The organism is Paenibacillus sp. FSL H8-0317 (genome assembly GCF_045040685.1).
In the GTDB taxonomy this organism is placed as follows: Bacteria; Bacillota; Bacilli; order Paenibacillales; family Paenibacillaceae; genus Paenibacillus.
This window is the reverse complement of sequence record NZ_CP150294.1, coordinates 6,060,572-6,073,253: the sequence shown is the minus strand read 5'-3', so window position 1 is coordinate 6,073,253 and position 12,682 is coordinate 6,060,572. Positions and strand designations below refer to the sequence as shown.

The window sequence follows — 12,682 nt, the reverse complement described above, 5'->3', positions numbered from 1 at the left end:
CAGAAAAATGAGTTTGAAATAGTGCATCCATTCAGTTGATATGCTAAAATGGCATCACATCCAAGAAGGAACTTGCTGGTAATTGACAGTTGTATGTCGTGCATATATAACACCATTACATAGCTCGGGGAGAGCGTGAAGGTTATCTTCCCGGAAGAAAGAGGAGCCCATGGTTGAAAAACAATTGCAAGATGAAGTACAGACACCAGGCGCAGTATTTTTCATTTTTGGAGCAACGGGTGATTTGGCCCGCCGGAAGCTGTTTCCGGCTATCTACAGTCTTTACCGCGAAGGCAAGCTTGCAGAAGACTTTGTGGTTATTGGCGTAGCACGTCGTCCGAGGTCCCCAGAAGAATTCCGGGAAGACATCTATGAATCCATTAAGGAATTCTGCCGTTATCCAGCGGGGGAACCTGATGAGTGGAACGCTTTTGTCGAGCATTTTGAATACAAAGCACTGGATATCAATAATGTGGAAGGGTTCAAAGAGCTGCGTGCGCAGACGGAGCATCTGGAATCAAAGTTTAACACGCCGGGGAACCGGCTGTTCTATCTGGCACTGGCACCTGAGCTGTTTGGCAGTGTCTCGTACAGTTTGCGGGACGGCGGTATGCTGGACAGTCAGGGGTGGAACCGTTTGGTGATCGAAAAACCATTTGGTTATGATCTGCAATCCGCTGAACATCTGAATGAGCAGATTCGTGAGGTATTCCGTGAAGAGGAAATCTATCGGATTGATCATTATCTGGGCAAGGAGATGGTGCAAAATATCGAAGTGATCCGCTTCGGGAATGCTTTTTTTGAACCGCTCTGGAACAACAAACATATTGCCAACGTTCAGATTACGCTGGGTGAGACGGTAGGCGTGGAAGAACGTGGTGGTTATTATGATCACTCCGGAGCACTCCGTGATATGGGGCAAAACCATATGCTTCAGATGCTGACGATGATTGCGATGGAACCGCCAAGTCGCCTATTCCCGGAGGACATTCGGGATGAGAAGGTGAAGGTTTTGCGCTCATTGCGAGCCTTTACTTCGGATGAGGAAGTGAGCAACAACGTTGTGCGGGGGCAGTATGCCGAAGGGGAGTACCGTGGCAAGCAGCTTCCGGGGTATCGCCAAGAAGACAAGGTTGATCCGCAGTCGAATACGGAGACGTATTTTGCAGCACGTGTATTCGTGGATAATTTCCGCTGGGCGGGTGTGCCATTCTACATTCGGACAGGCAAGCGTCTTCCGGTAAAAACGACCGAGATCGTAGTTGAGTTCAAGTCGATGCCAAACAACGTGTACCTTGGGAAAAAGTATAAATTGGAACCGAACCTGCTAGTTATTCGGGTGAATCCGATGGAAGGCATATATATCAAAATCAATGCCAAGAAACCAGGCTCAGATTCCGAGATTCAGCCGCTCGCAATGGATTTCTGTCAGAGCTGCATGATTGGAATTAACTCGCCTGAAGCATATGAACGTCTGCTGCACGATGCTGCAGAGGGGGATTCTACGTACTTCACCCGTTGGGATGAAGTGGCAACAGCCTGGTCCTTTGTGGATCGGATTGCAGCAGCCTGGGGACAGAATCAGGGAGAGCTTCATACGTACCCTGCTGGAACATGGGGGCCAGAAGCGACAGATAAGCTGCTGGAGCAGGACGGATTCCACTGGTGGCCGGTGAATGGTCAGGACGAGGACAGCGTGATCTGGCAAGTGAATGGTTAGGGTAAGGGCGTTAACAACATACACAACATGAATGAGCCTGGGGACATCGCAAATTTTGCGTTGTCCCCAGGCTTTTTAGTGGGGGAAAAGGGAGGTATCCATCATAAGGAAATAAGTAATTTAAATTAAGTTGTTGACAAAAAGTAAGTATGTAACTTATACTCAACACATGAGTTAAAGAGTTACGCAAATGACAAACTTCATTCGGGCAAACGTTTCGGATAAGTTATCATTCATGAGATAAAATGTAAACCAGTTGAAGGGGTTTGCGTCACAGAGAATCATGAAGAAAAAATGTGCATAATATCTTTAATCTAAGAATACTATTTTGTATATATCGAATGGAGGAAAAAGAAAATGATGTTGGATGTAGGATTGTTGTTGATTCGTTTGGTGATTGGATTGTCGTTCATGGCGCATGGGGCTCAGAAGCTGTTTGGTTGGTTCGGAGGTTACGGGATCAAGGGTACAGGCGGCTGGTTTGAGTCGATGGGCATGAAGCCGGGTGCATTGGTGGCGTTACTGGCTGGACTCGCTGAGTTCGGTGGTGGACTGTTGCTGGCTCTGGGTCTGCTCACACCGGTAGGTGGCATTCTGATTGCATTGACGATGGTTATTGCGATTGTGAAAGTCCATGGTGCGAACGGTTACTGGTCCACACAGAACGGATTCGAATATAATTTGGCTATTCTGGTGATTGGTGTAGCGCTGGCATTGACAGGTGGCGGACAATACGCGCTGGATGCATTGATTTTCTAAACCCGATAAATAAAAATGAATGAGGAGTGCCTGGATGCCATGGAAATGGCTGAAGGGTGCTTTTTTTTGCAAGTGAAAAGAGAAGAATCTGCGGTAGTAATCGGTTATTTTCGGTACAGATTATGGTACAATAGGAGAGTTGGGTTAAGAAGCAGTTCACGGTATACATGAAAGCACAGATTTGAGGAGGATGAACTCCATTGTAAATGTGTAAAATTAATCTAGTGTGTAAATACCTAGTACGTAAAAACTCGTGTACAATCAACCGGCCTCGCCGGATTGCATAAAGATTGAATGATGGACCGGCCATGCCGGATTAACGTGAATGAACGGACGAAAGGGATTAAACCTATGAGCAAAGCTGCAAATGAAATTCTTCAACAGGAAGTGGACAAACGCCGGACGTTTGCCATTATCTCTCACCCGGATGCGGGTAAAACTACATTGACCGAGAAACTGTTGCTGTTCGGGGGCGCGATTCGCCTTGCGGGAACGGTAAAAGCTCGCAAAGCCAGCAAACACGCAACAAGTGACTGGATGGAAATTGAGAAACAACGGGGGATCTCAGTTACCTCTTCCGTAATGCAATTTGATTATCTGGATCATCGCGTCAACATTCTGGATACACCGGGTCACCAGGACTTTAGTGAAGATACGTATCGTACACTGACGGCTGCCGATAGCGCGGTGATGTTGATTGACGTGGCAAAAGGTGTCGAGGCACAAACGATCAAGTTGTTCCAGGTGTGTGCGAAGCGTGGCATTCCAATCTTTACGTTTATCAACAAACTCGACCGTGAGGGTAAAAGCCCGTTTGACCTGATGGAAGAACTTGAAAATGTACTGGGTATTCGTTCGGTTCCGATGAACTGGCCTATTGGTACAGGTCGCGAGCTGTGCGGTGTTTATGACCGGATGAAAAATCAGGTGGAATTGTTCCAAGGGGACGATCACTCAACGATTAAAGTACAAAAGGTAGACGGCTACAAAGATCCGATTATCCGTGAGATGGCAGGAGAATACCTGCATGATCAATTGTGTCAGGATCTGGAGTTGCTGGATATTGCGGGCGACCAATTCGACATGGAGAAAGTTCAACGCGGCGAATTGACCCCTATTTTCTTCGGTAGTGCGATCAACAATTTCGGCGTACAGACCTTCCTGGAGAATTTCCTGGAACTGGCACCGAAGCCTGAGCCACGTCGCAGTACGGCAGGAGAGATTCAGCCAACGAATGAGAAATTCAGCGGTTATGTGTTCAAGATTCAGGCAAACATGAACCCGGCACACCGGGATCGTATTGCGTTCCTGCGAATTGTATCAGGCAAGTTCCAACGTGGAATGAGTGTGAAGCATACTCGTGTGGGCAAAGAGATCAAGCTGTCACAGCCACAGCAATTCCTGGCACAAGACCGGGACATTGTGGAAGAAGCGTATGCTGGCGATATTATCGGTTTGTTCGATCCGGGTATCTTCCGGATTGGTGATTCACTGAGCCAAGGCAGCGAGATTGTCTTTGAGGAGTTGCCAACGTTCTCACCAGAGATTTTCGCCAAAGTTACTGTAAAAAATGCATTGAAACATAAACAGTACCAAAAGGGAATTGATCAGTTGACGGAGGAAGGAACCATTCAGGTATTCCAGACGGCAAGTTTCGACGAGACAATCCTCGGCGTAATTGGTCAACTTCAGTTCGAGGTATTTGAATATCGGATGAAAGGCGAGTATGGGGTAGATGTGCAATTGCAGCGTATGCCTTATCAGTTCGCTCGCTGGATCGTGGACGAGAATCTGGACCCAAGCAAATTCCGGATCAACTCTGCACTTGTAAAAGATAAAAAAGGGAATTATGTGGTGCTCTTCGAAAATGAGTACGCAATGAGAACGGCTATGGATAAAAATCCTACAGCTCAATTCCTGGAGACTGCGCCTTAAGTAAAGACAAAAGTATTTCGTGGGATTGTTAAAAGGTTAGTTAAACGTGACAAGTTCATGTGATGAGACAGAGCTTGTTAAAAATAAGATCCCTCCGCCAATCGGCGGAGGGATCTATTGCTATACACCTTACCTGGAGGCGGGTATGATCCAGCCGAATAAGGGAAAGCTTTCTTTTGCAGACAGAACAAACGTAATGATGGTTACCTTACCCTCCAATGCTTCGATTAACGAAGCGGTTGAACGGGAATGGTGTGCAGATGCTCCTGCGCGATTTGAATGAGTTCTTCCTGCTTGGCAGGTTCTGTGTTCTTCCAGATCATCTCAAAAATGGCGCCAAGTCCAGGTAATGCAGCTTCTGGTCCATCTACTGAACCTTCAATCATCTCCCGGAGCTGATCATCACTCTTGTCATGAACTTTATGAACAATCGCTTCACGCAGGCTTAATGTAATGGGCATCGCAATTCCCTCCTCGTATATTCGGCTGCTCTAATACTGTTCCCTGGGAAGCGCGAGCGCATTCAAGTTTATCAGGCTTTGTGGTATACTACGAAGGATTATTTACGTTAGCATGGATATCTGTAATGATGCGTCATGCTGAAGAGCAGCGGGAGGTTAAGACCCTAATGGCCAAGAAACAGTATGCCGTAATTGGCATGGGACGGTTCGGATCAAGTGTTGCCAATGCACTGAGTGGCATGGGATTTGACGTGCTGGCAATTGATGCGGACGAGCAGCGGACTCAGGAAATGTCCAATGTGGTGACCCATGCGGTATCGGCAGATTCAACAGATGAAGAAGCGCTGCGTGCGCTGGGCATACGGAATTTCGACGTTGTCGTTGTGGCGATTGGTGAAGATATTCAGGCGAGCATTCTGACAACCCTGATATTGAAAGATATGGGTGTACCCGTTCTGATCGTAAAAGCCCAAAATGAGCTTCATGGTAAGGTATTGCAGAAGATTGGGGCGGATAAAGTCATCTATCCTGAGCGGGATATGGGACTGCGCGTAGCCCATCATCTGACCTCGCCTAATATACTGGATTATATCGAATTGTCTGAGGATTACAGCATTCTGGAGATGAGAGCTTCCGAGCAGATGATCGGCAAGAATCTGATGGAATTAAACATCCGGGCACGTTTTGGGTGTAACGTGATGGCGATCCGCAGTGGGAATTCGATGAACATTTCGCCGTACGCTGAGGACCGGATCGAGGCTGGAGATGTGCTAATCATTGTGGGTCACAAGGATCATTTGACGAAAATGGAGCTTGCGTATCCGAAGTGATGGATGCAGATGGGAAGGATGGAAAGATGGATATTGTATCACCGCAAAATACACGTGTAAAAGAATGGGCACAGCTGCTGGAGAAAAAGCATCGTACCCGTCAACATAAATATATCATTGAGGGCATTCATCTGGTACAGGAAGCACTGCGTGCCGGAGCAGATCTGGAGTGCATTGTGTACGACGGAGAGCAGGGCGTACCTAGCGAACTCGCCGGGCTTGAGAATCCGCTACAGCGTGTGGAGTGGGTTAGTGTAACTCCTGCGGTTATCGCCAAATGTACGGATACAATGACACCGCAGCCTGTATTCGCGATTGTACGTAAAGGCAGTGAGCCACTGGAAAGCCTGATCACAGGAGTTCGTGGACTTGTGGTTGTGCTGGATGGGGTGCAGGACCCAGGTAATGTAGGGACAATCATCCGTAGTGCGGATGCAGCTGGAGCAGCGGGGGTTGTACTTGGCGCGGGCTGTGCTGATGTGTATAACCCGAAGACGATTCGTTCGACGATGGGGTCATTGTTTCATTTGCCCATTGTGGAGGGCCAGTTGGAATCCTTGCTTCCCGAAGCGAAGGCTGCGGGCGTGAAGCTGGTCAGTACTTCTTTGCAGGCAGAGCATTCATGTTATAGTTATGATTTTACGCAGTCGGTATGGCTCGTCATTGGTAACGAAGGCAAGGGTATCTCGGATTCCACGGCACGTTTGGTGGATGATGCGATTACGATCCCGATGCAGGGACAGGCTGAGTCACTTAATGCGGCAATGGCGGCGACGATTCTGTTGTTTGAGGCGATGAGACAGCGGATGTTTAACTAACTAATAATTCCTGTCCAATTTAAAATTAACTGTCCCTAACTAAAATTAACTTTTCCCCAACCACCAAAGGCTGGAAGCTGGTTGCCGCTTTTCCCAACCATTTTTCCAGTCTTTTTGTCTTTGTCTTTTAAGTACCACAGCAGGGATTTTCCATTCAAATCCCGAATAGGTGATATAGTTTCTATTTCTAAAGCAGATGGGCAGGTGTATAAATTGGAAATGAATAATGGAAAAGAAAACACTCTCTTTAGGGAATTTATGACTTGGGCCGGGGAAAAGGGCTGGGACATAATGAGTAAATCCGGTTCGCAGTCACATTTAAACAGCAGCATTACTTCAAGATATAAAGGACTTCCAGATGAATATTTAGAATTTCTAAATGTAGTTGAAAAATGCGTTGCACCGGATGAGCAAACCTGGTTTATTTGTGAGGCTGAGTTTAACAATAGCACGGAGACCGCATTCCAATGGAATGAATTTGAAATGCTTAGTTTGGAGGCAGCAGAGGGTGATTCTATTTGGCAGTCAGAGATAACGTCCTGGTGGGATCATCACTTGCCGATCGTAATGTCTGTGAAGGATGGATATTCCTTCTATGCCATTGACTTAACAACCGACAATGGGGCTATTGTACGTGGATGTGAGCCTGAATTTGAAGAGGTTGAAAAGGTATCCGATTCGTTTGGAGAATTTCTGGCATGGATGATGTCGAATTCAGATTAGCGTAACTAGGAAAGGTTGATGGTTATACTTGTGGCCATTGGCCTGACAGTAGATTATTCAATGAAAGAAAAATTAGTTCTGCTTAATTTGAAGGATTGAAACGATATAGGAATTCTTAATTTATGATATAAATGGTTTATATAGCTATTCTCATTTAAGTATGTTCCAAGCATATGTTCTACATATAAAATAATTCTTTACTGTTCGTTCTAGAAATGATATGCTAACAGCAAGTTAGTTCTAACTGCTTTTTTTGCACAATAAAGAACGATCGTTCTCAAAACTGAAATTACACTAATCTAAAGAATATGAGGGAGAGAATATGATGAAATACACCGTAATTACAGGAGCAAGTTCAGGAATTGGATATGAAACAGCATTGGCATTTGCAGCACGGGGCAAAAACTTGATTTTGGTAGCTAGAAGATTGGATAAGCTTGAAGAGCTTAAATCGACTATTCAGAGTATCGATTCTAAAGTGAATGTTGTCGTTCACACAAGCGACCTGTCTGTTACCGCAGAGGCTTACGAACTGTATAACGATTTGAAGGAATATGAAATTGAGACTTGGATTAATAATGCCGGGCTTGGAGAAGGCTCGTTCATTGCTGAACAGAATTTGGATAAAGTGGAGATCATGCTGCGTGTTAACATCGAATCTTTGACCATTCTCTCTACATTGTATGTGCGAGATTATGCAAATGTCGAAGGTACTCAGTTGATTAACGTCTCCTCCGCACTCGGATATGCCATTGCTGTAGGTAGTGTTGCTTATTCTGCATCGAAATACTACGTTAGCGCCTTTACAGAAGGTCTTGCCAAAGAACTGGAACTGAAGGGTGCAAAACTAAAAGCGAAGGTGCTTGCACCAGCGATCACGGAAACAGAGTTTGTACAAAAATCAATTGATGCTGAAGGATTTGATTACAAAGCGAATATGTCCAAATATCACACAGCTAAAGAAATGGCAGGCTTCATGATCGATCTGTATGATCACCACGAAGTGGTTGTAGGCATTGTAGACCAGAACTATGATTTTCAGCTGACAGGCGCAATCTACCCGGTCATTTCAGAATTGAATTAATACAGCAGAATCTAGAGGATACATCTACAAAATCTCAAATAAGAAGAGGAGTACATCCAAATGGAAAAGATATGGAGTAAAACGAAGATTGGTAACATGGAATTGTCTCATCGACTAGCGATGGCACCTATGACACGCAGTAGAGCACAAGAAGATGGTACACCTGGAGAGTTAGCGGCACTTTATTATGCTCAGCGTGCAACGATGGGACTTCTGATTACAGAAGGAACACAGCCTTCAGATGATGGACAGGGTTACTTGTGGTCACCTGGCATTTACACCGATAAGCATATTGAAGGATGGAAAAAGGTAACCGATGCGGTGCATGAAGCTGGCGGATATGTATATATCCAATTAATGCATGCTGGTCGCATGTCCCATCCGGACAATACCCCGCATCATCGTCAACCGGTTGCTCCGTCAGCAATTGCACCGGGTGTAGAAATGTTTACGGCTACAGGGATGCAGGATATCCCCGTTCCCCGGGAATTGAGTCAGGAGGATATTCAAACGACCATCGCTGATTTCCGAAAGGCAGCAGCCGCAGCGATCGAAGCAGGGGCAGATGGCGTTGAAATTCATGGAGCCAATGGCTATTTGATCAATCAATTTTTAGGAGAAAATTCGAATACACGCACAGATGAGTATGGCGGATCTATAGAAAATCGTGCTCGCTTTGCGATGGAAGTAACCAAAGCCATCGTGGAGGAAATAGGCGCAGAACGAACAGGCTTCCGTATCTCACCAGGGACACCGCTGGGTGGAATTCAAGATGGCGAACAAGGTCCTGAACTCTACCGCTATCTTGTAAAAGAATTGGCTCAATTGGATTTGGCTTACCTTCATGTTATGCATCTTGGAGATGAGAACCTACTTCAAGACATTCGTTCGATCTGGCGAAATCCATTGTTGGTCAATCGGGCTGGAAGAACGTTGGATGATCTTAGTGTAGATATAGATGGTGGTCTCGCTGATCTGGTACCGGTTGGTGTATGGTCCTTAGCTAATCCAGATTTGGTGGAACGACTTCAACAAGGTGCGCCACTGAACGAAGCAGATCCGACAACATTCTTTGGATTGGGAAGTAAGGGCTACACGGATTATCCTACGTTGGAAGAATTAAAGTCGCAAGAGGGGCTACACTAGCACAAGTATGGAGCATGGCGTACAACTGAATACTGCGCGCCATGTTCCTAACATAAGTTGAACTACTCATTTACACATTAACGGAGAGGACAGAAAGAACCTGGAAAAGCGAAGTGTTCGCCTTTATCACCGGATTTTCCCTTTAGAAAGGGGATCGAAAAATCTGGGAATAACAGCGATTGGAAGGTTGTTCTGTCATCGTAGTGTCAGTGTAAATAATCTTTAGTTCAACTTTTATAGTCTATAAGTAAAGGAAGAGGAAAAATGATGAGAGCAGCGCAAATACAGAAATACTCTAAAAAAATCCAAGTGGAAATCAATAATATTGAGATACCTCAGATTCATAGCCGTGAGGTCCTTGTCAAAGTGAAAGCTGCGGGTGTAAATCCGCTGGATATCTTGAATATGAATGGCAGTGTTCGGATGATTGCCGACTATACGTTACCTTTAACTTTAGGGAATGAATTATCGGGTGTCATTGAAGCCGTTGGTGATGCTGTTTTGAATTTTAAAGTAGGTGATAAGATTTATACCAGGTTGCCTCTGAATAAAATTGGTGCTTTTGCTGAATATGCAGCTGTACATGAGGATGCCTTATCCATTATGCCTGAAAATCTATCTTTTATCGAAGCTGCGGCGGTACCTCTTACTGCCTTGACCGCGTATCAAGCATTGTATGATGTACTCCAAGCTGAGCCGAATAAAAAGCTGTTTATTCCTGGTGGAACGGGTGGATTCGGTGCAATGGCTATCCCGATTGCCAAGTCCATGGGATTAACGGTTATCACAAGTGGCAGTGAGAGGGGCAGAGCACGTAGTTTATCCATTGGAGCAGATCAATTCATTGATTATAAGACTGAGCAGTATGCTGACATTCTGTCCGATATCGATTATGTGATCGACACCTTGGGTGCGGATGAGATCAAAGCTGAACTGAGTATTTTGAAACCACAGGGGAAATTAGTCTCTTTGAAGGCAGGACCCAATTATCGTTTTGCAGTGGACAGTCAATTCCCGTTGTGGAAAAGAGCATTGTTTGGTCTCGTAGGTGCACGCCTGGATTCCATGGCACGGAAGACTCAAGCTGAATACCGTTTTTTATTTGTGCATTCCAGTGGGATTCAGTTGCAAGAAATCACAGCTCTTGTAGAAAAAGAAGACATTAAACCTTCGATCGATTCTACGTATACGTTTGATGACATTGAAAAGGCATTGATCAAAGTATCAACGGGTCACTCGCAGGGCAAAGTCATTGTTACCTTTTAAAGGCTCTTTAAGATCATACTCATGTTATTCAATGTTCGTTTTCTGAACAGGAGGGAAGCCAATGGCGAGAAGCAAAGAGTTCGAAGAGTCTGTTGTACTGGATAAAGCGATGAGACTTTTTTGGGAACAAGGCTATGAGAAGACGTCTATGACCGATCTGGTCAATCATATGGGAATTCATCGTAAAAGCTTGTATGACACATTTGGTGATAAACATACCTTGTACCTGAAGACAGTAGATCTATATGATCACCAGATGAGCTCCGCCCTTGCAACAGGTGTAGAGCATTCTCAAACGGCAACGGAAGCACTTCAGTTTATATTTTCTTCTTTGATTCATAGTGAGGAGCATCCAGCATCAGGCTGCTTCATTGTTAATTCAACGGTCGAATTGGCGGCACGTGATGACGATATGAACAATCGATCGATAGAGATGTTTGCAAATACGGAGAAACTAATCAAGGACATTATTGTGTGGGGACAGCAGGAAGATGAATTCACAACCGAGTACAACGCCGAAGTATTGGCAGAATATCTGCATAATGTAGGCGTTGGGTTAAGGGTGATGGCCAAAACTTCGATAACCAAAGAAAAACTTCTTCGTATAGCGACGCTATCCATGGATCTCATACGGAGGTAGTCTATTTTTTTCACTATTATAGAACGTTCGTTCAAATATTGATGTTCCAGATGAAACACATTTTATAGAAAAGAGAGGCAGGCAACAACATGAGAAAGACAGTTCTAATCACAGGGGTATCAGGTGGGATCGGTAAAGAGTTAGCAGATCGGTTTGCCAAAGGTGGACATCATATTGTGCTGGTAGCACGAAGTGAGGGTAAAATACAGGATCTAGCTCAGGAGTATCGGAAAAAGTATGGCATTCAGGCGATGGTTATTGCCAAAGATGTAGCGGCACCTGGGGTACCACAGGAGATTTATCATGAGCTGAAGGAAAAGGGCATTGTTGTTGACTATCTTGTCAACAATGCAGGCTTCGGTCTGTTCGGGACGTTTATGGAAACGGATATGGAACAAGAAGTTAATATGATTGACGTGAATATCAAGGCTTTAACCGTCATGACCAAGCTATTCTTGCCGGATATGATCCAACGTAGGCAAGGCGGAGTGATGAATGTGGCTTCATTGGTAGGTTTTTTCCCTGGACCGATGATGTCGGTATATTATGCGACGAAAGCGTATGTGCTATCGTTCACTGAGGCTTTGGAGAATGAAGTAAGCGGAACTGGTGTTACGGTGACAGCACTGTGCCCAGGGCTGACATCTACCGGATTTGTTGATCGTTCGGGTATGGGTGTCTCGAAGATGTTGCAGGGCCCGATCATGGAAGCCGGACAGGTGGCCGAAGAAGGGTATCGAGGATTTTTGCGTGGCAAGACATTAATTATGCCTGGTGCTCGAAACCGATTCATCGCGTTTATGCCGCGGTTGTTGCCGCGTAAGATGATGACTCGCATGATTAGATCCTCCCAGGACAAGACAGGACATTAAACATTTAAAAAGGAGATGACCGATATGATTTTTTATGATTCCCCTCAAGCAACCGTTTCATGGAATGAGGATAATAAGGTAGTTGTTTTGCAATGGAAGAGCTTTGCGCGAGGTGAACAATATCGTACACCACTAAATAAATTATTGGAGTTAGCGGTGCAAAAACGTTCGAATAAGGCGTTATACGATAGCCGTCACTTGGCCGTTATTTCGCCAGATGACCAAGAATGGGTTGCACAAGAGTGGTATCCGAGATCACTCGAAGCAGGACTTAAGTATTCAGCACTGCTTGTTCCCCATAAAGCGATAGCTAAATCGAGTGCAAACCGAATGCTCTCAGGAATGGACATATCCAATCCATCTCAAGAATTCCATGACTTAAATGAAGCCTTCCAATGGCTAGCAACTGTAAAATGAGAAGGTAAGAA

At 45.2% G+C, this 12,682-nt stretch carries 13 protein-coding genes; 12 read left to right on the top strand and 1 reads right to left on the bottom strand.

What is annotated here, in order from left to right; all coding sequences use genetic code 11:
• Positions 1-169 precede the first annotated feature (169 nt).
• The 3 genes from zwf to MHB43_RS27225 all read left to right on the top strand — a co-directional run bounded on the left by zwf (position 170) and on the right by MHB43_RS27225 (position 4,414).
• Entirely contained in the window at positions 170-1,720 is a 1,551-nt protein-coding gene (gene zwf / locus MHB43_RS27235) for a glucose-6-phosphate dehydrogenase (protein ID WP_237178506.1), read from the top strand.
• 360 nt (positions 1,721-2,080) lie between these two features.
• A complete protein-coding gene (locus MHB43_RS27230) occupies positions 2,081-2,479 on the top strand; it encodes a DoxX family protein (protein WP_024634146.1) in 399 nt (132 codons plus the stop codon).
• Between the two features lie 351 nt (positions 2,480-2,830).
• Entirely contained in the window at positions 2,831-4,414 is a 1,584-nt protein-coding gene (locus MHB43_RS27225) for a peptide chain release factor 3 (RefSeq protein ID WP_047841330.1), read from the top strand.
• Positions 4,415-4,641: 227 nt separating this feature from the next.
• Here MHB43_RS27225 and sspI read toward each other — a convergent pair whose 3' ends face one another.
• Positions 4,642-4,875: a small acid-soluble spore protein SspI gene (gene sspI / locus MHB43_RS27220; protein ID WP_036673259.1), complete on the bottom strand. Its 234-nt coding sequence runs from the start codon at positions 4,873-4,875 to the stop codon at positions 4,642-4,644.
• Between the two features lie 128 nt (positions 4,876-5,003).
• Between sspI and MHB43_RS27215 the strand changes: the two genes are divergently transcribed.
• The 9 genes from MHB43_RS27215 to MHB43_RS27175 all read left to right on the top strand — a co-directional run bounded on the left by MHB43_RS27215 (position 5,004) and on the right by MHB43_RS27175 (position 12,671).
• Positions 5,004-5,705 carry a TrkA family potassium uptake protein gene (locus MHB43_RS27215; RefSeq protein ID WP_076254620.1) on the top strand — a complete coding sequence of 234 codons (702 nt, stop codon included), beginning with the start codon at positions 5,004-5,006 and terminating at the stop codon, positions 5,703-5,705.
• A gap of 26 nt (positions 5,706-5,731) precedes the next feature.
• Positions 5,732-6,523: a TrmH family RNA methyltransferase gene (locus MHB43_RS27210; RefSeq protein ID WP_405130826.1), complete on the top strand. Its 792-nt coding sequence runs from the start codon at positions 5,732-5,734 to the stop codon at positions 6,521-6,523.
• A gap of 219 nt (positions 6,524-6,742) precedes the next feature.
• Entirely contained in the window at positions 6,743-7,246 is a 504-nt protein-coding gene (locus tag MHB43_RS27205; protein WP_405130825.1) for an SMI1/KNR4 family protein, read from the top strand.
• Between the two features lie 325 nt (positions 7,247-7,571).
• The gene (locus MHB43_RS27200; RefSeq protein ID WP_405132476.1) at positions 7,572-8,330 is read left to right on the top strand and encodes an SDR family NAD(P)-dependent oxidoreductase; all 759 of its coding nucleotides are present in this window, start codon (positions 7,572-7,574) and stop codon (positions 8,328-8,330) included.
• Between the two features lie 60 nt (positions 8,331-8,390).
• Positions 8,391-9,476 carry an alkene reductase gene (locus MHB43_RS27195; RefSeq protein ID WP_405130824.1) on the top strand — a complete coding sequence of 362 codons (1,086 nt, stop codon included), beginning with the start codon at positions 8,391-8,393 and terminating at the stop codon, positions 9,474-9,476.
• A gap of 267 nt (positions 9,477-9,743) precedes the next feature.
• On the top strand, positions 9,744-10,742 hold the full coding sequence (locus tag MHB43_RS27190) for an NADP-dependent oxidoreductase (RefSeq protein WP_405132475.1): 999 nt from the start codon (positions 9,744-9,746) through the stop codon (positions 10,740-10,742).
• Between the two features lie 61 nt (positions 10,743-10,803).
• Positions 10,804-11,382, top strand: a complete 579-nt coding sequence (locus MHB43_RS27185; protein WP_339179224.1) for a TetR/AcrR family transcriptional regulator — start codon at positions 10,804-10,806, stop codon at positions 11,380-11,382.
• An 89-nt stretch (positions 11,383-11,471) separates the two neighbouring features.
• Positions 11,472-12,254: an SDR family NAD(P)-dependent oxidoreductase gene (locus tag MHB43_RS27180; protein ID WP_405130823.1), complete on the top strand. Its 783-nt coding sequence runs from the start codon at positions 11,472-11,474 to the stop codon at positions 12,252-12,254.
• Positions 12,255-12,278: 24 nt separating this feature from the next.
• The gene (locus tag MHB43_RS27175; RefSeq protein WP_405130822.1) at positions 12,279-12,671 is read left to right on the top strand and encodes a hypothetical protein; all 393 of its coding nucleotides are present in this window, start codon (positions 12,279-12,281) and stop codon (positions 12,669-12,671) included.
• Positions 12,672-12,682 lie beyond the last annotated feature (11 nt).

Bases quoted from the DNA above. Each gene is read 5' to 3' on its own strand.
- MHB43_RS27230 (WP_024634146.1), top strand. From the start codon at position 2,081: ATGTTGGATGTAGGATTGTTGTTGATTCGTTTGGTGATTGGATTGTCG.
- MHB43_RS27180 (WP_405130823.1), top strand. From the start codon at position 11,472: ATGAGAAAGACAGTTCTAATCACAGGGGTATCAGGTGGGATCGGTAAA.
- MHB43_RS27225 (WP_047841330.1), top strand. From the start codon at position 2,831: ATGAGCAAAGCTGCAAATGAAATTCTTCAACAGGAAGTGGACAAACGC.
- zwf (WP_237178506.1), top strand. From the start codon at position 170: ATGGTTGAAAAACAATTGCAAGATGAAGTACAGACACCAGGCGCAGTA.
- MHB43_RS27175 (WP_405130822.1), top strand. From the start codon at position 12,279: ATGATTTTTTATGATTCCCCTCAAGCAACCGTTTCATGGAATGAGGAT.
- MHB43_RS27200 (WP_405132476.1), top strand. From the start codon at position 7,572: ATGAAATACACCGTAATTACAGGAGCAAGTTCAGGAATTGGATATGAA.
- sspI (WP_036673259.1), bottom strand. From the start codon at position 4,875: ATGCCCATTACATTAAGCCTGCGTGAAGCGATTGTTCATAAAGTTCAT.
- MHB43_RS27215 (WP_076254620.1), top strand. From the start codon at position 5,004: ATGCGTCATGCTGAAGAGCAGCGGGAGGTTAAGACCCTAATGGCCAAG.
- MHB43_RS27210 (WP_405130826.1), top strand. From the start codon at position 5,732: ATGGATATTGTATCACCGCAAAATACACGTGTAAAAGAATGGGCACAG.
- MHB43_RS27205 (WP_405130825.1), top strand. From the start codon at position 6,743: ATGAATAATGGAAAAGAAAACACTCTCTTTAGGGAATTTATGACTTGG.
- MHB43_RS27190 (WP_405132475.1), top strand. From the start codon at position 9,744: ATGAGAGCAGCGCAAATACAGAAATACTCTAAAAAAATCCAAGTGGAA.
- MHB43_RS27185 (WP_339179224.1), top strand. From the start codon at position 10,804: ATGGCGAGAAGCAAAGAGTTCGAAGAGTCTGTTGTACTGGATAAAGCG.
- MHB43_RS27195 (WP_405130824.1), top strand. From the start codon at position 8,391: ATGGAAAAGATATGGAGTAAAACGAAGATTGGTAACATGGAATTGTCT.